Below are 17,968 nucleotides of genomic sequence, written 5' to 3' on the forward strand. Positions count from 1 at the left end.
GATGGCGATCACTGGGCTGGGTCACACAGGGCTGTGGGTCTACGACCTGCCGACGATGCGCGACTTCTACGAGCGACTGCTGGGCCTGACCGTCACCGACTCCGACGACGAGCTGGGCATCGTCTTCTTCAGCGCGCGGCCGGAGGAGGAGCACCACGAGTTCGTGCTGCAGGTGGGCCGCACTGCGGCCATCGGCGACAAGCAGCAGCACCAGATCTCCTGGCGGGTGGCGTCGCTGGACGACCTCGTCGCCTTCCACCACCGGTTCCGTGCGGAGGGCATCGACGTGCAGCAGGAGGTGACGCACGGCAACGCCTTCGGGATCTACTTCTTCGATCCCGAGGGCAACCGCAACGAGGTGTACCTGCGCATCGAGCGGGAGGTACGCCAGCCGTTCCGCAAGTCGCTCAACCTCGACCAGTCTCCTGAGGAGATCTACGCCGAGGCCGAGCGGTTGCTGGCCGACGAGGGACCGGCCTATCAGCCGGTCCAGTAGCAGATCAGGCGGCGTCGAGCACCGAGACAGCGGCCGGCGGGACCTCCAGCCAGACCTTGTCCCCGGGCGACGCCGCCAGGTCAGGCGACTGCCGGACGATCCACGAGGCGTCGCCGACCCGCACGTGGCACTCCACGCACTCGCCGACGAACATGACCCGCTCCAGCTCGCCCTCGATCAGACCCGCCGTCGCCTCCAGGCGCAGCAGCACCGACTCGGGGCGGATGACCACCAGCACCTGCCGGCCCGCCGGGATCTCGCACGAGGTGGCCGTCAGCTCACCCGCCCCGGTGCGCACCCGCGCGCCGGCGACGACCATGCCAGGCAGCAGGTTCGTGGTGCCGACGAAGTCGGCAACGAAACGCGAGGCGGGCCGCTGATAGATCTCGCGCGGCGGGCCCTCCTGCACGATGCGTCCGCCCGACATGACGGCGATGCGGCTCGACAGGCTCAACGCCTCGGCTTGGTCGTGCGTCACGTAGAGCGCAGTGATGCCCAGTTCCTTCTGCAGCATCGACAACTCGGCTCGCATGGCCTGACGTAGCTTGGCGTCAAGATTGGACAGCGGCTCGTCGAGCAGGAGCAGCTTGGGCCGGCGTACCAGAGCACGGGCCAGCGCCAGCCGCTGCTGCTGACCGCCGGACAGCTGGGTGCCCATCCTGCCCTCGGTGCCGGTGAGGTGGACGGCGGCCAGCACCCGCTCCACCCGCTCGGCGATCTCCCGCTTGGGCAGGCGCGCCACCTGCAATGGGAAGGCCGCGTTGTCGAAGACGCTCATGTGCGGCCAGATGCCGTAGCTCTGGAACACCATCCCAATATCCCGCTTGTTGGGCGGCACGGTGGTCACGTCGGTCCCGTCGATGAAGATCTTCCCGGAGTCAGGCTCCTCCAGCCCCGCCACGGCACGCAAGGTGGTGGTCTTGCCGCAGCCCGAGGGCCCAAGCAGGGTGTACAGCTCACCCTCCCGGACCTCGAAGCCCACCCCGTCGACGGCCTGGAAATCGCCGTAGGCCTTGCGCAGGCCCGACACGGCCAGCGGTGTCATAGCGTCACCTCTCGCTTGTTGAAGGCCAGGAAGAGCCCGACCAGCGGCACCATGAAGACAATCGTCAGCAGCGTCAGCGCGGAGGAGGCGCCGACCTGGGCGGTGTTATACAGCGTCCAGGAGGCGACCGAGAGCGTCACCGTGTCCTGCCCGCCCACCAGGCTCGGCACGGTCAGGTCACGCAGGCTCAGCAGCGCCAGCCACAGCCACGTGTAGGTGACGACCGGTTTGAGCAGCGGCAGCGTCACCCGGCGTACCGCTTCCCAGGTGGCGGCGCCGGACATGGCGGCCGCCTCCTCCAGCTCGGTGTGGATCTGCAGCAGCCCGGCGTTGAACATGCGGGTGCCGAACGACACGTGCATCAACGCCATCACCACGACCAGCAGGGAGAGCGTGCCATACAGGTCCTGGGCCAGGTAGAGACTGGCGACCACGGCGGCGAACGCGAAGATCGTGTGCGGTACGGCCTGAGGCAGGAACGCCACGAAGTCGAAGGCGTGCCGCCACCGCAGCCGGGAGCGGACCACGACGAAGGAGAAGGCCAGGCTGAGCAGTACGGCCAGCGTCGGCACCAGCGCCACGAGCAGCAGAGAGGTACGCAGGCCACGCAGCACCAGGTCCCAGTCGAGGTTGGTGTAGTTGGCGAGCGAGATCTGCTGCAACGCCGCGGCGGACGGCACCTGCACGTACGGCATGAGCGACACCCAGATCACCATCAGCATCGGCAGGATGGCCGACCACAGGAAATACCCGGCGACGAGCAGCCAGGCCGCCCATCGCCACCGGCCCAGTTTGATCTTCTGCGGGCGGTAGCCCTTGCCGGTCACGACCTGGTACTTGCGGCCCGCCTTGAGCGTGCGGGTGTACCAGGCGCTCAACCCCACGGCCACCAAGATCATGATCACGCTGAACGCCGCCGGGATGCCGTGCTCGACGACGTTGTCAGTGGGGTTGGCGGCCACGTACAGGTAGGAGCTGAAGACGTAGATCCGATTCGACAGCCCCATGATGAGCGGGATGTCCAGCGCCGACAGCGCGATCGTCGCGGTGAACAACGCGGCGCCCATCAGGCCTGGCCGGATCAGGGGCAGGGTCACCCGGCGCAGGACCGTCCAGGGGCCGGCGCCGGAGGCTCGGGCCGCCTCCTCCAGCGAGCCGTCCAGCGCGCGCAGGCCGCCCGAGACCATGATGAAGACCAGCGCGGACAGCCCCAGGCCCTCCACCAGCCCCATACCGGCCAGCGAGGTGATGTCCGCCGAGGTGCCGAGCAGCTGGTTGAGCGCGCCGATCCTGGGGTGCAGCAGGAAGATCCAGCCCATCGCGGTGAAGAAGCCGGGGATCAGGACGCGCACCATCATCGCGGTGTTGATCAGGCGGGAGTGGCCGAAGTCGGTGCGCTCGACCAGCAGCGCGAGCGCCGTCCCGAGCACCAGCGCGACGACGAGGGTGATGGCCAGGTAGACCAGCGTGTTGACGATCACGCCGCCGACCGCGGGGTCGGCCAGCAGCGCGGTGTAGTTCACAAGCGTGGCCTCCTCGTACGGCGCGCCGTGCACCCGGAAGGACAGGAACACCACCAGGGCCAGCAGTCCGAGCACGGCCAGTGCCGGCAAGGCGATGCCTGCGGCCAGCTTCCTCATCGGGCGGTCAGGAGCTTGACCAGCTCGTCCTTGAACGCGGTGTCGTAGAGCGCGGGGTTCTGGCCGACGTAGTCATAGGTGGCGTGGGTGAATGTGATGCCCTTGGCCTCGTACTCGGCGATCTGCTTGGCGGTGCCACTGCCGGGGAGACGGGCGTTGTCGGCCTTCTCGTGCTCGAACAGCAGCTTCTGCGCCTCGGGCGTGACGAGCCAGGTGATCCAGAGCTTGGCGGCGTTGGGGTGCGCGGCGTTCTTGGGAAGGCCCATGTAGTAGAACGAGGCGGAGGTCGGGTTGGACAGGACCGTGGTCTCCAGCGGGGCGCCGGTGTCCTTGAAGACGTCGGCCAGATGCTTGCCGCACGACATCCACAGTCCGGCGAACTCGCCGGAGGCCACCCGGTTGAGCTCCGCGCAGCCGATGAGTCCGGCGGGCTTGAACTGGCCGAGGTAGGTGCGGATGCCCGCCTTGTCCAGGCCGCCGAGCTGGGCGAAGCCGGAGGCGAACGGGGTGCTGGCGATGGGTTTGCCGAGCTTGAGCAGGTCCTGCGGTGTCTTGGGCAGCTCTTCCGGCTTGATGAGATTGGTGTGGTAGGTGAACTCGCCGAACTGGGTGAGCAGCGCCACCGCCTTGCGATCGGAGGTGACCGCGCCCTTCGCCCAGGGGGCGATCTGCTCCCAGTCGACCGCGGCCAGGGCGTCGCTGCCCGCGCCGGTGCGGTACATGACCTCGGAGGAGGCCAGCAGTGCGTCACTGCTGGCCGGCGCGCCCGCCTTGGTTTCCTGAAGGAGCTTGGCGGCGTTGGCGTTGAAGTTCTGTACCGGCGTGACGGTGATCTTCAAGTCGTTCAGGCCGTAAGCCTGCTTGAAGGCATCGAAGAGGTAGTCGCTGTTGGGGCGGGCGTGCAGGCCCCAGTTCAGGTTGAGCGCGCCCTCCCTTTTCGCGCCCTCGACCAGAGTCTTCAGGGTGGGGTGGGTGGCCAGGCGCTGTTGGGCCGCCTGAGCGGCGGCTGGATCTCCACGCTGCTCGGGGCCCGAGCAGCCGGCTGTTGCGAGAGCCACCATCACGACTAGAACGATCTTCTTCATGTGAGCCTCCTATTTTGCGGGACTGTAGTCCCGAAAAATAGAACTCACAAGGGTCAGGCGGTGACCACGATGAGGTTGCGGCTGATCCGTTCGGCCGCATCGCAGACCGCCTCCGTGATGCCTGGCAGCCGCTCATCTGGCACCCGGTGCGACAGGGCCGCGATGCTCACCGCGGCGATCACTTCTGCGCGCTCGTTCCGGACGGGCGCGGCCACACCGAGCACGTCCGGATCCAGTTCCCCGCGGGTCACCGCGACGCCGGCGGCCCGGATCGCGGCCAGTCGCTCACGCAAGGCGAGCGGCTCGGTGACGGTGGCGCCGGTGAAGCGCGGCAGCCCGCTGTGCGTCGCGAGATCGTCGATCTCGGCCTCGGGCAACCACGCCAGCAAGGCCAAGGCCGCTGCGCCGGCGTTGATCGGCAGCACATGCCCGCGTTCGTAGGACAGCCGGACCGGGTGATCGCTCTCCTCTCGCTCCAGGCAGATCACCGCGCTGCCTGCTCGCCGGGTCAGCAGCACCGTCTCACCAACGCTCGCGCACAACTCCTCCATCACCGGCCGGGCCACCTCCGACAACCCCAGACCCTTGCGGGCGAGTCTGGCCAGTTCGAAGACCTGCGGTCCGAGCCGGTAGCCGGCGGGCCTGGCCTCCTCCACAAACCCGGAGGCCGCCAGGCTCTGCAGGTAGCGATAGGCGGTCGAGCGGGCCACCCCCAGCTGCTCAGCGACCTCCTGGCCGCCAAGCACCAGGCGGTCATCGCTGAAGAGCGCCAGGATGTCCAGCGCTCGGTCTGCGGTGGAGTTTCGATCACGATATCGTCCCGTCATACAGAACATCGTATTGAATTTCAGGACTGGCTGTGGTGTCCTTCCGGAATGCAACAGACGATGACCGCAGTCCGCATCCATGAGCACGGCGGCCCCGACGTACTGAGCGTCGAGCAGGTGCCCGTACCCGAGCCCGGGCCCGGCGAAGTCCTGATCCGCGTCCGAGCGACCTCCGTGAACTGGTTCGACGCCGGCTACCGCAAGGGCATCATCCGTCCACGCCCCGGCACGCCACAGCTGCTCATGCCGTTCCAGCTCGGCCGGGAGGCCTCCGGTGAGGTGGCCGCGGTGGGCCCCGGCGTGACCGCCTTCGCCGAAGGCGACAGGGTCGTGGTCATGACCTGTCCGGCCTGCGGCCGGTGTGCGGCGTGCCTGCGCGGCGAGGACAACCTTTGCCTGGACACCCAACTGCCCGGCCACCAGAAGTTCGGCGGCTACGCCGAGTATGTCGTGGCCCCGGCCCATGGCGTGCTGCACGCCCCTTCGCACGTCGACTTCGACATCCTCGCCTGCTCGCTGTGGTCCTACGGAACCGTCTTGCACATGGTCAACGCCCGCGCACGGGTACAACCCGGAGACTCGGTACTGGTGACCGGCGCCTCCGGCGGCATGGGTACGGCGTCGCTGCAGCTGGCCCGCCTGGCCGGCGCCGGGCCGATCATCGGGCTGACCGGCTCCGAGGACAAGTACGACGCGGTGCTGGCGGCCGGTGCCGACCTGGTGCTCAACTACCGCGACCCGGCGGTGGCTGAGCAGATCCACGAGCTGGTCCCCGGCGGCGTCGACGTGGTGCTGGACAACGTCGGCGGCCCCATGGTCCCGCTCGCGGTGAAGGCGGCCCGGATGGGCGGGCGCATCGTGCTGGCTGCGGTGATGGGCGGGCGGACAGCGGAGCTGGAGATCGGCGAGATCTTCCGCAAGCATCTGGACATCCTCGGCACCCGGGCCGCCACCCGCCGCGAGCAGCAGATGTGCCTGCGATTCGTTGCCGAGGGAAAGATCACGCCGGTGGTGGCGGCGCGATTCCCGCTCAGCGAGGCGGTCAAGGCCCACGAAGCGCTCGACGCCGGGCGCTTCGTGGGCAAGATCGTCCTGCTGCCGTGAGTGCTATTGCCGTGGGGCGTGCGCGCCTGTCATGAGCGCGCCCAGGTCCTCCGGGCTCAGGAAGCTGGGCGGGGGCGGCGGGCCCCAGTTGAACAGGCCCTTTGCCCCCTCCAGCGTCTCCGGAGTCCACACCTGCTCCTCCGGGATGCAGTCCAGGTCGGAGTAGTACTCGCTGAAGTTGCCCGCCGGGTCCTTGAGGTACCAGAAGAAGTTGGATCCCGCATGATGGCGACCCAAGCCCCAGACATGACGCTCAGGGTGATCCTCCAACATGCGCATCGCGCCCCTGCCCACCTCGTCGATGTCATCCACCTGCCACGAGGTGTGGTGCAGGAAGCTCACCGGAGCCTTGAGGACGAGCAGGTTGTGATGGTCGATTGAGCAGCGCAGGAACGCGCCCGCGTCTTTGATGTGGTCGCTCACCTTGAAGCCCAGGCCATCACGGAAGAACCCCATCGTCACGGCCAGGTCGGTCGTGCCGAGGACTACGTGCCCCAGCTTGCGCGGCGTCACGGGCTGATCCCGCAGGATCCCGGGTGCTCGCGCACCCACCCGCTCGTACCTGCCCGGCCCGTTGTACTGGGTCGCCGTCCTTTCCGGCTGCTGGATGCGGGGTTCGACGGCCAGCACGGCCCGCGTGCCGGTGACCGGCTCCACCACGCGCAGTTCCTGCCCCTGGACGGCGACCTTCAGCCGTGCCGCCGCGGCGGCCAGATCGTCCGGAGAATCCACTGCGACCCGCATCTCGACCAACCTGCGCCAGGGCGAGTGCACGATGCGCAACTGCCGTCCGCCGTCGGTGGTGGCGAACCACCCGTCCGGCTCGGGCCGCAGCCCGAACTCCGCGTAGTAGGCGCGCGTCTCCTCGACGTTGGGCACGCCTATGACCAGGGAGCTGAGCCGATGTAGCGCCATCATGCGCCTCCTTGGACGAAGGTCTGGCGCAGTTCCCCGATTCCCTCGATCCACGAAACCAGCTCGTCGCCGGGTGCGAGGAACCGCTGCGGGGTGCGGCCGACGCCCACGCCCGCCGGCGTGCCGGTGAAGATCAGATCGCCGGGCAGCAGCGGCACGATGGCCGACAGCTTGGCCACCAGGACCGGAACCGAGAAGATCAGATCGCGCGTACGGCCCTTCTGAAGCTGCTCGCCGTTGACCGAGCAGCTCAGCTCCAGATCGTCCGGATCGTTGAACTCGTCGGGCGTCACCAGCCACGGCCCGGTCGGGGCGAAGCCGGGGAAGGACTTGCCAAGCCCGAACTGCGGGGCCGGGCCGCTCATCTGCGTGATCCGCTCGGACAGGTCCTGCCCGGCGGTGAGGCCGGCGACGTGCTCCCACGAGGGCACGGCATGGTGGGCGCGGCTGCCCATCACCACGACCAGCTCCACCTCCCAGTCGGTGTGGCCGCCCGGCGGCAGCTCCACCGTGCTGATCGGGCCGGTGAGGGCGCTGGAGAACTTGGCGAAGACCGGCGGCAACGTGTCGGGCACCTGATAGCCGGATTCGGCGGCGTGCTCACGATAGTTGAGGCCGATGGCGAAGACCTGCCTTGGAGCCGGCGCCGGCGCCCCCAGATCCCTGGGGTCGAACGACTTCCCTGGCAGGTCGACGGTCGCGGCCCAGGACCGGAACTCGGCCCAGCGCGCGTAGACGGACTGCGGATCAGGGCCGAAACGGCCAGCGCTGGCCTCGGCCACATCCACCGCCCGGCCCTGATGCACCAGCACCAGCCGCCCGGAGAGGTTCGCGATTTTCAACGGTCAGTCCTTCCTATGGTGAGGGCGAGATCGATCTCGGCCGGGTCGTCGGCACGCCAAGCGATGTGCTGGTCGGGCCGTACCAGCAGGAAGTCTTCTCGCTCCTGCTGGAGCACCTGCAGCGGCATGCCCAGCCGGCGCGCACGCTCGGCGAGGTCCTCGCTGTGTCGCGGCCCGATCAGCGTGAACCCCTTCCCGAGCCGGTCATACAGCGAGGATCCGTCCGCGAGCCATGCATGCGGCAGCCGTGAGCCCGGCTGATCAGAGGGAAGATAGGTACTCACATCTCCTGCCTTCACCTCGCCAGCCGTCTGCTGAATGACAGGCGAGCCTGCGTAGGTGTAGCCCAACACCAGCCCAAGACTGTGGAACTCAGCGCGCTTGGCCTCCTGGATCGCATCCGGATCTGCGGCCAGATCGCCGGCGAGATGCCGCATGTTGGACTCGGCGGTGGCCACGGTTTGCTCGACCACTGCGCGCCGCTCGGGCTCGTAGCTGGCCAGCAGGTCCGAGCCGGCCCAGCCCTGTTCCACGGCGGCGATCTTCCAGGCGATGTTGACCGCGTCGCCCACGCAGGTGTTGTAGCCGTGACCACCCCACGGCGGGTTGAGGTGGGCGCTTTCACCTACCAGGAAGACGCGCCCGTCCCGGAAGCGCTCGGCCACCAGCATGCGCGCCGTCCACGGATCCGAGGCGAGCAGTTCATGCTCCACCGGTCCGCCAACGATGTCGGCGATCAGCTCGGCGGCGTGCCCCTCGCCGTAGGCCGGGTCCACCCCGGGAAAGATCGCCCACCAGGTACCGGCCAGGTCGAGGCGACCGATCACACCCGGGTGTTTACCGCCGACCGCCCAGTACTGAACGGCCGGGCCCAACGAGGTGTCCAGGGTGGGAGCGCGGAAGACGACGTTGAAGTTGGGCCGTGAGTCAGACCGGCCCGTGTATTGCACCCCGATCCGCTCACGGACCACGCTCCACGCGCCGTCGCAGCCGAGCAGGTATCGGGCCTCCAGCTCGTACGGCGAGCCCGTGTCGTCCACCGCGTACACGGTGACGGCGTTCGCCCGCCGCCGCAGTCCGGTGACCCGGTGACCCAGCCGGAGCTCCACGCTGGGCTGCTTGTCGACATGGTCGCGCAGGACCTGCTCGATCACCGGCTGTGGCACCTGCTGCCCGGCCTCGGCGAAGCGGTCGTCGCGCCCGACGGTCAGGCCGAAGGCACCGTCGAAGTCGGTCACCCGTGGCCCCGCCAGCGAGTGACAGAACGTGACTCGTTGCGACCATGCCACCGGCAGCGGGGCAGCGGCGCGCAACGCCTCCGCTGCCCCCCACCGGCGCAGGTGCTCCATCGTCCGGACATTGGTCGTCTTGGCGCGGGGCCTTGTATGGGAGATGTCGATGCGTGGCTCGATGACCACGCAGTCGATTCCGTGTAATGCGAGTTCGGCCGCGGCGGCCAGTCCCGAAGGACCACCGCCGGCGACCACTACCGCTCTGGTCATGCCCGCCATGGTGCGTCCGGCGTCCACGGGGCTACAGTGCTGATGCCATTCAATGGCACGTTGGGTGGACAGTGCTGACGAGCCGGAGCTGCCATGCCCCCAGGACGCGGGGAGCCTGTACTGGATCGCGCCTTCCGCTTGCTCGGCGCGTTCGACGCCGCTGAGCGCTCCCTCTCGCTCGCCGCGCTCAGCACGCGGGCAGGCTTGCCCAAGTCGAGCGCGTTGCGACTGGCGCGCAAACTTGTGGAACTGGGGGCGCTGGAGCGCACTGAACGGGGCGAGTTCGTCGTGGGGCTGCGTCTGTTGGAGCTCGCCTCGCTGGCGCCCCGCGGGCACGGCCTGCGCGCCGTCGCGCTGCCTTACATGGAGGACCTGCATCACGCCACCCGTCAGCATGTGCTTTTGGCTGTCCGCGACGAGCGGGAGGCGGTCTTGGTGGAGCGGCTCTCGGCCCGCCTGGCCGGGCGGGTCATGTACCGCGTCGGGGGTCGTCTTCCGCTTCACGCCACCGGAGTCGGACTGGTGCTGCTCGCGCATGCCCCGGCCGAGGTTCAGCAGCGGATACTCCAAGAAGAGCTGCTTTTGGAGCCTGAACAGATACTCCTTTCAGCGGCCGACCTACGGGTACGCCTGGCCGCCATCCGCCGGGAGGGAATCGCAATCGTCTCTCGCCCGCACCCGGAACCCATGACGGCGGTTGCAGCGCCGATCTACACGGCGAGGGGCAAGGTTGGCGCCGCTCTGGCCGTGGTCGCGCCGTCACACAGCACTGACTCCACCGCCGTACGCCCTGCCGTGATCGCCGTTGCCCGAGCGATTAGTCGGGCGGCCTCCGGCCCTCGCCCATGAGGCCACGCCTGCACAGGCTCTCGCGGCTCCGTCCGGCAACGGTCTTCTGGGTGACCGACCGCACTTCTGCGACGACGCGCAGGCTGCCATCCGGGCGATCGTGCGGCAGGCATCCGGCGCGGTACTCAGCCACCGTTGTCCGGTCAAGACCGACCAGGCCCGCAACCGCAAGAAGCGCGGCTCCCTCGGCGACCGTCGCCGAAGTTCGACCCGCAGGGCTCCAAGGCTCGGCATGCGGTCGAGTGCGGCATCAACCGCCTCAAGAGGCATCGGGCTGTGGCCACGAGGTACGACGAACTCGCGGTCCGCTCCGAGGCAACCGTCCTCGTAGCGGCAAACAACGAGTGGCTGTGACCAGCACATCCGACGCCAGGCCTCCTCCGAGGAGGCCAGCAGCTGACGAACCGCCCGACCACGCCATGAGCGCTACTGTGTCTGACCGGGGGCTTGTTACGCCGGTGATGCCAAGAAGACGTCAGGCAGAAGGGGTGGCCAGCCGGATTCAGGAGTACCCGCCAGCGTCCCCCGCCGGGCTGATGGTCCGGCTTGTTCCAGCGCCAGCTCCTCCAACGCATCGAGGTCGTCGGCGCGGAAATCCAGATGGAACCGTTGTGGCGTCCCGAGGACGCAGGCGACCATCGCGACGCTGCTCGACACCGGCTGCCGCATCAGCGAGCTGCTCACCCTCACCGCCCGCAACGAACGCAGATCAGCGGGCACCGCACGACCGCTGACGATGGGGTGGCAGTAAGAAGGCCTCGGGCTGCCGTAGCTTCGGGAGTCCGAGACCAAGAGGGTGTGGTGCTATCGGCTCTTCTTTGCGCTTTGGGGAATGACGAGCATCGGAACGAAAATCCCGACAGCGGAGTAGATCGACCGTCCTACCGTGACGTTTCGTCTGGTGGGGCGGCTGAGCGGCACCGGCGGTCAGAGCGCGCGGCGAGCGATGCGTAGTGCCGTCTGAACCGATTCGCGAACGACGGCATCGGTCATGGGTCGCTCCAAGAGGAACGCCCGGACGTAGGCGGTGCCGACGAGTGCCTCGATCACCTCGATCGGATCCGTCAGGGGAAGGATCTCGCCCCGCTCGATCGCACGATCGATGATGGTGGCACCCGCGGCGAAGCGGGTCTCCCAGAAGTGCCGGCGGGCGTCGGCGGCGTCCTCATTGTCCAGCGCCATGGTGACACGGAAGATGCGTCGCACCGAGGGGCGTTCGATGAGCCCGGCCACGTTCACCAGGAGCTGGGTGAGGTCGTCTTCGAGTGAGCCCGTGTCCGGGATGGGGTTCTCCGCGAGGGCGAACTCGGATACCGCGGCGGAGATCAAACCTGACAGCGTGCCCCACCGGCGGTAGATCGTGGTGTCGGCGACCCCTGCGGCCGTGGCGATCTCTTTGACGGTGAGTTCCGGTAACGGCCTGGTCTCCAGCATCCGCAGAGTCGTACCGAGGACGGCCTCGCGGATGCGTGCGCTCCGGCCGCCGGGACGGGTGCCTCGCGGCGGATCTTTGAGCCCAGTCATGGGGCGATCCTATCGCTGTTAATGCAGGAAAACCTGCGTTAGTGTGAGTGGTATACGGCGAGAGGACGAGACATGGCCCAGCATCTGACCCTGATCACCACGATTGATGGGCGTGACGTCTCGCGCGAGCAGGTGCTCGCGTGGGAGCTCGGCCGGGCCAAGAAGGTGCTCAAGTTCCTCGGCGTCGCACCTTCCGAGCGTGAGGGCGACGTCGATACGCTGCGCACCCGCCTGTTCGACCTCAAGCGATCACTCGGACCTGTGGAGGTCCAGCGGCGAGTGGCGGGCAAGGTCCGTCTCGGCAATCTGGTCGGCTCGCTCGCCGCCCGTGCCGCCAAGGGGGCCCGCGTCCAGAGCTCAATCAAGGTACGGGTTCCCCGTGGCAGCGCCGAGGAGTTCGCCGAGTGGTTCAACGCCGAGTCCGCTCTCGTCGATTCGGACGCGATGCTGGCAGCTTGCCCTGATCACTACTTCATCGGCGAAGACGATCGAGGCCGTCAGAAGGTCGTCGAGACCACCGGCGGCTCGCCGCTGCCCAGCGAGTTCTTCATCGACTACAAGGACCTCTCCTCGCTGGTGACGCCCGCCTCCGTCGACTACCCGATCCAGATCGCCGGCGTGGCGCGCACCGAGGCCGGACTCCCGATCGGCGGTGTGCGCCACCAGTTCCGGAACCTGCCGGAAGGCGGCTTCGAGACCTGGAACACGGTGGAGTTCCCGAAGAACGTGGCCAACCGCATGGTGTCAGGCCACCGCTGGCACCTCGCGTGCGAGTTCGCGAACTGGATCGAGTTCCAGCAGGTGTAAGTTCAGCGTGTAGATGCGTACCCGCCTGGGATGGGCGCCAGAGCACTGACGGGATGTCTCCGCTGAGAAACGGTTGCTATCAGGCGTCCTCACCAAGGCCCAACTGGTGCTGCATAGCGGCCGAGTCGAGCAGAGCCCAGTGTTCAACGATCTTGCCGTCCCGCACGCGGACCATGTCGATACAGGTGACCTCATAACGTCGCCCCGACGCCGGGTGAGTGCCACGAACGGTGTAGCGGTTGACGGAGAATTCGCCGGAAGCAACGTTGTGCTCCACCGTCGCCTGGATGCTGTCATCCGTGTCTTCCCACCGTTGTTTCCAGGCCGCCACCCCCTTGTGATCACCCGACGCGCCTCCGCGGTGGTCGATGACGTCCGGATCGATGAGCGCCAGCGCCTCCTCACGCCGGCCCACGCTGAACAACTCGCCAACCCGCCGGTGGACCTCAGCCGCATTGGCGACCGACGTAGCAGCGTTCGTCCGCTCTGACATGCGATGCCTCCTTCATCACGCCGCGCTCATAACCGGGGACCTCCCCGCTTACATTTCCGGTACCGTAACCGAGGATGTCCCCGATTAGCAAGGAGAGCTATGCCATCGGCCGCTGACAGCCCCGCGCCAGACCAAGGGCTGCCACAGCGACCTCGCCGGGCCGACGCTCAGCGCAACTACGAGCGGCTGCTGGCCACCGCCAGGGAGGTCTTCCGCGAGCGTGGCGCCGACGCGCCTCTCGATGACATCGCCCGCCGGGCCGGGATCGGCAACGCCACGATGTATCGGCATTTCCCGACGCGCCGAGAGCTGATCATCGCCGTCTACGCCGACGAGGTGACTGCGCTCTGCAGCCAGGGCGAGACACTACTCAAAAATGAATCGCCCGCTGCCGCGCTCTTCGACTGGCTGCGAGCCTTCATCGCGCACGTGGCCGCAAAACGCGAGCTGGCGTTGGCCATCCCCAACGATCAGGGTGGGCAGCGCTCGGCACTGTTTGATCACTGGCACAAGGCGATGCACACGACCGCATCCACGTTGCTGACACACGCCCAAAGCCGCGGCACCGTGGATGCCGATCTCGATGTCTCCGACCTGCTCACACTGGCCAACGGCATTGCTGTGGCCAGCAGCGACAGCGATCAAGCCGATCGGTGCCTCCAACTCCTCCGACGCGCCATTGCCCCATAACCAACCACAGCCTCGGGGCATCAGGGGCAAGATCCAGCAATATGACGAGGTCGGCGCGTCCATGGACATCATCCGGCGTGGCCGTGCACCCGAAGTCCGCCCACTGGCTCAAGTACTTCCGCCAGTGAGAACCACGATCGACCTACTCATCGGCGAGGCGAAGGCGATGATGGTTGCATGGAGTGGATTCCTGCTTGCACAGCCGGGCGAAGATTGCGAGATAGCGCCGTCGCTGGTCGGTGGGCGGCGTCAGCGCCCGATACAGGCCGGGCGCCGCTCCCAGGCACCTCCGAGCACGTCCACGAGCCTGACGGGCCGAAACAGCGGACCGCGGACGGCGGGCAGTCCTTCGACCCATGATCGGCGTCCGCTGCCACGTCCGCTCGGTGCCATCTGCCCCAGGACGGCTGGCTGTCACCCGCGAAGCGGGCCTCGGTTCCCTGGACTTGGGAGGGGTCGAGGCCCGCGAGAGCGCGCCGGTGGCGATGCCCCTCGTCGACTCGCCACCCGTCAACTCAGTCACACAGTGTAACCACCGAGGGGGCGGCGTAGCGCTGGCGGACCGTTCTCGGCATGGCCTCGCTGACCGACTTCATCAACGGCGTGGTGAAGGCGTACGCCTGAGCTTCTCCGCACCGCGAGCGGTCCACCCTGATCGCGAGTTTGCGAGCTACACCTCCCGCGTGGAGCCGTTTGTCCGCCTACCTCTCGCAGCCGCGGGAGGAGTCCGGCCTCAGCGGCGGCCAGAGCTTGCGCAGCACGCTGACGTGGTGCGGCCTGACGAAATAGGTTCTGGCCGGCCGGCATCCGGACGGTCGCCGTCGCTTTCGCGGCAGTTACCCGGCCCAGAGGATGTCGACGACGGTGAGGCTCTTCTCGGCCTCCTGCACGCGGACGGTGGCCATCCCGGCCTCGCCGAAGAACAGGTGCCGATACTCCGCACCGTGGTGCGGAGCGTAGGCGGCGTCCCAGGGGCGTTCGAGGAAGTCGACGATGCGTTCCACGAACACAGCCTGCACGGCGGCAGGGAGTTCGTGGAACTGGGCCATGGCGCGCTCGGCGAGCGTGACGTTCACGAAGCAGGCGCCCTCTACCGGCGGCCGGCGGCGTCGCGCCAGCCTGGCACGAGATCATCCAGCGACGTCTGCGGCTGCTCTGCCCGGCCGGCGTCGGCCACGGCCTGCCAGTACCCCGGCCGCTGGTAGGCGCGCGAACGCAGGTCCCACTCGTGCAGGACCTGCTCCAGGAGTGCGTAACGGCTCGGGTCGACGGCCAGCTTGAGCGCGCCCTCGTAGTCGCCGAGGAAGGCGCTGCGCTGCGCGGGATCCGTCAGCCGGGACAGGATCACCTGGGGAAGCGACGGCTGCCTGTCGGAAGCGGCTGCTGAGCTGTGCACCACGTCCACCCCCTCCCACACAAGCCTGCTGAAGACTGAGAATACCCCCAAGCCCTGGGCCCTGTCCGGTACGCATGCCCTCGACGACGCAACGCAGAAGGCACGCCGTTCACGACCACGATCATCAGCTGGCAGGGGCGCCTCGGACTGTCAGCTGGCCTGCTCGCGTCTCAGCGGGGCGATGTCCGCCACCGCCTTGTCGGGCCGGAGGCCTCGCCACGAAGGGTGACGCAGCCGCCGGTCGCCGGTCCATTCGGCGAAGCGCACCTCGCCGACGAGGTGCGGGCTCACCCAGTGCGCGTCGCGGGCGTGTTCGCGCGGCACCGCGCCGGTGAACGCGGGCTCGGGCTGCTCCAGCGGCTTCAGTCGCTGGGTCAGGTCGCGCAGCATGGCGTCGGTGAAGCCCGTGCCGACGTGCCCCACGTACACCAGGCGCCCGCGCTCGTCCGGTGCGCCGAGCAGCAGGGAGCCGACGCGGCCGGAGCGGCGGCCGCCGCCGGGCCGCCACCCGACGATCACCACCTCCCGGGCCTGGAAGTGCTTGATCTTGCGCCACAGGCTGGAGCGGCGCCCCGGCAGATAGGCCGAGTCGAGCCGCTTGCCCACCACGCCCTCCAGGCCGAGCCGGCTGCTGAGGTCCAAGGCGTGTTCGGCGTGGTCTTCGAAGTAGACCGGCACCTGCCGGCGAGGGCCGGGCGGCACGATGCTCTCCAGCAGGGCGCGCCGCTCGGTGTACGGCAGGCGGATGGTGCTGGCCGCGTTGACGTGCAGGACGTCGAAGAGCATGACGGTGACCGGGACGGTGCGGACCAGCTCGGCCACGCGCGCCGGTCGCCGCAGGTGCATGCGCGGCTGCAGTGCGCCGAACGAGACGCGCTCCTGCTCGTCGAAGGCCACCAGTTCGCCGTCCAGGACCAGGGCGTGCTCGCCGACGGCGCCGGCGAGCATCTGCAGCTCGGGGAACCCGCTGGTGACGTCGGCGCCGTTGCGGGACTGCAGCCGCACGCGGCCGTCCTCGATGTAGAGCAGACTGCGCATGCCGTCCCCTTTCATCTCCGCCGACCAGCGATCCTGCTCACCTACCGGCGGCAACGCGCCGGTCTGGGCGATCATCGGCTGGTAGACGGGCAGCGGCATGGCCCGGCGATCCCCCGCGTGCCGAGCCGGTAAAGCCCGCAACAGGTCAAGAAAGCCGAGAGCGGTGCTGTTCCCGCTGCAGGAAGGGAGACGGGCGGCCTGGGGAGGTCAGCGGTCGGTGGTCAGCAGGCGTCCAGCATCTCCGCCAGCGCGGTCTTCTCCTGCGGGGCGCTCGTCAGCTCCCGGGCACGGTCGCAGATCGACTTCGGTCACCCCTCGTGACCTGCGCCGACTTGTCGCTGGTGGGGGCGATGTTGTCGCTGTGGCGTGAGAGGCGCAGAAGAGCCAGAGTGAATACGGTGAGTGACTGACCATCTCTCTTCGTAGTCGTTCGAGTGGAGCGCAGATGTCCCGCAGCCGTACCGCCCTGGCCACCACGGCCCTCCTGACCACCACCCTCGTCGTCGCAGCCACGTTCCCCGCCGCCGCGACGACCTCCCCGGACCCGGCCGCCCACGCCGCCGAGAGTCTCCTGCTGGCCGAGGCCGTCGCCACGCTGCCGGTGGCGGCCGAGCGGCGCGAGGGCTACCAGCGCACCTCGTTCAAGCACTGGACCGATGCCGACCGCGACGGCTGCAACACCCGCTACGAGTGCTCCTGGAGGAAGCCGTCGTCGCGCCGACGGTGATCGACCGGTGCCGCCTGATCGGCGGGAGCTGGTACAGCTACTACGACGACACGACCGTCTACGACGCCGCCGGATTGGACGCCGACCATCTCGTGCCCTTGGCCGAAGCCTACGACTCCGGCGCCCACGCATGGACCCCAGCACGACGCGAGGAGTACGCCAACGACCTGGACGACTCCTGGCACCTGGTCGCCGTGACAGCCAGGAGCAACCGCTCCAAGGCCGACCAGGACCCCGCCACCTGGCAGCCCCCACATGAGACGGCACGCTGCCGGTATGCCGCTGAGTGGACCGCGATCAAGATCCGCTGGGAGCTCACCATCGACCCCGCCGAACAGCAGGCACTCACCGACCTCGGCACCGCCTGCCCCGACCAGCGTCTACCCAGCCTGGAAGACCAGCGCTGACCCCGCTGTGCTGGCGGCCGACGTCCCGCCGCCATGAGCCGCCCGGGCGATGACCCGGCCGAGGCAGGGGATCGGGTGGGGCACCTCCCGGTTCTCTGCCCCGGCCGCCCCCTTCTCCTGGAACGAGACGTCCGGCGAATGTGCTGAACACTCCTGGCCATCTGGCACGGCTTCGACAGAGTCAACAGCGGGTGGCACAACCGGGAGGCAGGCCATGGCGCACTGGATCTGGGCCTCAGGCCGTGGACCTCCTGGCCCGTTTCTGACGCGACACGATGCGGCGCGCGTCTGAAAGCGGGAGCTCTGGACATCCTGACCCAGCAACGTACGGCTGCGCTCCGCGCTCGCCTCGCAAGCACGGCTTAAAACGACCGCTGGCGGAATATCTCGAGGCCGGCACGCGCATCGAGGACCTGGCCGTGCCGTTCGAGTGCGTGATCGTCCGCTACTTCGGCTCCGGCCCGCCTCACCGGCGAGCGGGTCTAGGGTCGTCGCCCACTCAGCCAACCGCTGAGGCTTCCATCAGCTCCCTGGTGGCCTCCCCTTGAAGGACGCTGTGAAGGCCCCCTTCGAGTGACAGC

Annotated in this window: 19 protein-coding genes; 7 read left to right on the top strand and 12 right to left on the bottom strand. The window is 68.3% G+C overall.

Annotated features, from left to right (window positions below; translation table 11 throughout):
- Nucleotide 1: 1 nt before the first annotated feature.
- A complete protein-coding gene (locus tag ACIBG7_RS26755; RefSeq protein WP_397337983.1) occupies nt 2–496 on the top strand; it encodes a VOC family protein in 495 nt (164 codons plus the stop codon).
- A 4-nt stretch (nt 497–500) separates the two neighbouring features.
- On the opposite strand, the gene ACIBG7_RS26760 is transcribed toward ACIBG7_RS26755, so the two are convergent.
- Genes ACIBG7_RS26760 through ACIBG7_RS26775 form a run of 4 tightly spaced genes read right to left on the bottom strand, consistent with a single transcriptional unit; the run spans nt 501 to nt 5,174 of the window.
- Entirely contained in the window at nt 501–1,541 is a 1,041-nt protein-coding gene (locus ACIBG7_RS26760) for an ABC transporter ATP-binding protein (protein WP_397337984.1), read from the bottom strand.
- Nucleotides 1,538–3,181, bottom strand: coding sequence for an ABC transporter permease (locus tag ACIBG7_RS26765; RefSeq protein ID WP_397337985.1), 1,644 nt, complete (start codon nt 3,179–3,181; stop codon nt 1,538–1,540). The genes ACIBG7_RS26760 and ACIBG7_RS26765 overlap by 4 nt, the downstream gene beginning before the upstream one ends.
- On the bottom strand, nt 3,178–4,266 hold the full coding sequence (locus tag ACIBG7_RS26770; RefSeq protein WP_397337986.1) for an ABC transporter substrate-binding protein: 1,089 nt from the start codon (nt 4,264–4,266) through the stop codon (nt 3,178–3,180). Before ACIBG7_RS26770 ends, ACIBG7_RS26765 begins: the two co-directional genes overlap by 4 nt.
- Before the next feature lie 53 nt (nt 4,267–4,319).
- Complete coding sequence (locus tag ACIBG7_RS26775; protein WP_397338134.1) at nt 4,320–5,174, bottom strand: IclR family transcriptional regulator; 855 nt, start codon at nt 5,172–5,174, stop codon at nt 4,320–4,322.
- Here ACIBG7_RS26775 and ACIBG7_RS26780 point away from each other — a divergent pair.
- Nucleotides 5,154–6,197 carry a zinc-binding alcohol dehydrogenase family protein gene (locus tag ACIBG7_RS26780; protein WP_397337987.1) on the top strand — a complete coding sequence of 348 codons (1,044 nt, stop codon included), beginning with the start codon at nt 5,154–5,156 and terminating at the stop codon, nt 6,195–6,197. The two genes, ACIBG7_RS26775 and ACIBG7_RS26780, sit on opposite strands and share 21 nt — an antisense overlap.
- 3 nt (nt 6,198–6,200) lie before the next feature.
- Here ACIBG7_RS26780 and ACIBG7_RS26785 read toward each other — a convergent pair whose 3' ends face one another.
- Genes ACIBG7_RS26785 through ACIBG7_RS26795 form a run of 3 tightly spaced genes read right to left on the bottom strand, consistent with a single transcriptional unit; the run spans nt 6,201 to nt 9,483 of the window.
- Nucleotides 6,201–7,115, bottom strand: a complete 915-nt coding sequence (locus ACIBG7_RS26785; protein WP_397337988.1) for a VOC family protein — start codon at nt 7,113–7,115, stop codon at nt 6,201–6,203.
- Nucleotides 7,112–7,954 carry a fumarylacetoacetate hydrolase family protein gene (locus ACIBG7_RS26790; RefSeq protein ID WP_397337989.1) on the bottom strand — a complete coding sequence of 281 codons (843 nt, stop codon included), beginning with the start codon at nt 7,952–7,954 and terminating at the stop codon, nt 7,112–7,114. The genes ACIBG7_RS26785 and ACIBG7_RS26790 overlap by 4 nt, the downstream gene beginning before the upstream one ends.
- Complete coding sequence (locus ACIBG7_RS26795) at nt 7,951–9,483, bottom strand: FAD-dependent monooxygenase (RefSeq protein WP_397337990.1); 1,533 nt, start codon at nt 9,481–9,483, stop codon at nt 7,951–7,953. The genes ACIBG7_RS26790 and ACIBG7_RS26795 overlap by 4 nt, the downstream gene beginning before the upstream one ends.
- A 66-nt stretch (nt 9,484–9,549) precedes the next feature.
- Here ACIBG7_RS26795 and ACIBG7_RS26800 point away from each other — a divergent pair, with 66 nt between their 5' ends.
- Nucleotides 9,550–10,305, top strand: coding sequence for an IclR family transcriptional regulator (locus ACIBG7_RS26800; protein ID WP_397337991.1), 756 nt, complete (start codon nt 9,550–9,552; stop codon nt 10,303–10,305).
- Nucleotides 10,306–11,232: 927 nt separating this feature from the next.
- Here the strand turns inward: ACIBG7_RS26800 and ACIBG7_RS26805 are convergent.
- Nucleotides 11,233–11,829, bottom strand: a complete 597-nt coding sequence (locus ACIBG7_RS26805) for a TetR/AcrR family transcriptional regulator C-terminal ligand-binding domain-containing protein (protein WP_397337992.1) — start codon at nt 11,827–11,829, stop codon at nt 11,233–11,235.
- 72 nt (nt 11,830–11,901) lie between these two features.
- On the opposite strand from ACIBG7_RS26805, the gene ACIBG7_RS26810 reads away from it, so the two are divergent.
- Entirely contained in the window at nt 11,902–12,636 is a 735-nt protein-coding gene (locus ACIBG7_RS26810; protein ID WP_397337993.1) for a hypothetical protein, read from the top strand.
- A 79-nt stretch (nt 12,637–12,715) separates the two neighbouring features.
- On the opposite strand, the gene ACIBG7_RS26815 is transcribed toward ACIBG7_RS26810, so the two are convergent.
- Complete coding sequence (locus ACIBG7_RS26815; RefSeq protein ID WP_397337994.1) at nt 12,716–13,129, bottom strand: ester cyclase; 414 nt, start codon at nt 13,127–13,129, stop codon at nt 12,716–12,718.
- Between the two features lie 99 nt (nt 13,130–13,228).
- On the opposite strand from ACIBG7_RS26815, the gene ACIBG7_RS26820 reads away from it, so the two are divergent.
- Nucleotides 13,229–13,819, top strand: coding sequence for a TetR/AcrR family transcriptional regulator (locus ACIBG7_RS26820; protein ID WP_397337995.1), 591 nt, complete (start codon nt 13,229–13,231; stop codon nt 13,817–13,819).
- An 836-nt stretch (nt 13,820–14,655) separates the two neighbouring features.
- On the opposite strand, the gene ACIBG7_RS26825 is transcribed toward ACIBG7_RS26820, so the two are convergent.
- The 3 genes from ACIBG7_RS26825 to ligD all read right to left on the bottom strand — a co-directional run bounded on the left by ACIBG7_RS26825 (nt 14,656) and on the right by ligD (nt 16,352).
- Entirely contained in the window at nt 14,656–14,895 is a 240-nt protein-coding gene (locus ACIBG7_RS26825; RefSeq protein WP_397337996.1) for a hypothetical protein, read from the bottom strand.
- Nucleotides 14,896–14,909: 14 nt separating this feature from the next.
- The gene (locus ACIBG7_RS26830; protein ID WP_397337997.1) at nt 14,910–15,167 is read right to left on the bottom strand and encodes a DUF6247 family protein; all 258 of its coding nucleotides are present in this window, start codon (nt 15,165–15,167) and stop codon (nt 14,910–14,912) included.
- Between the two features lie 198 nt (nt 15,168–15,365).
- Nucleotides 15,366–16,352 (bottom strand): non-homologous end-joining DNA ligase, encoded by a 987-nt coding sequence (gene ligD / locus ACIBG7_RS26835; protein ID WP_397337998.1) that lies wholly within the window; start codon nt 16,350–16,352, stop codon nt 15,366–15,368.
- Nucleotides 16,353–16,698: 346 nt separating this feature from the next.
- Between ligD and ACIBG7_RS26840 the strand changes: the two genes are divergently transcribed.
- Both ACIBG7_RS26840 and ACIBG7_RS26845 read left to right on the top strand, forming a co-directional pair.
- On the top strand, nt 16,699–16,980 hold the full coding sequence (locus ACIBG7_RS26840; protein WP_397337999.1) for a hypothetical protein: 282 nt from the start codon (nt 16,699–16,701) through the stop codon (nt 16,978–16,980).
- A complete protein-coding gene (locus ACIBG7_RS26845) occupies nt 16,944–17,387 on the top strand; it encodes a DUF1524 domain-containing protein (RefSeq protein WP_397338000.1) in 444 nt (147 codons plus the stop codon). The genes ACIBG7_RS26840 and ACIBG7_RS26845 overlap by 37 nt, the downstream gene beginning before the upstream one ends.
- Nucleotides 17,388–17,968 lie beyond the last annotated feature (581 nt).

It is taken from the genome of Nonomuraea sp. NPDC050328 (genome assembly GCF_044459405.1).
Lineage (GTDB): Bacteria > Actinomycetota > Actinomycetes > Streptosporangiales > Streptosporangiaceae > Nonomuraea.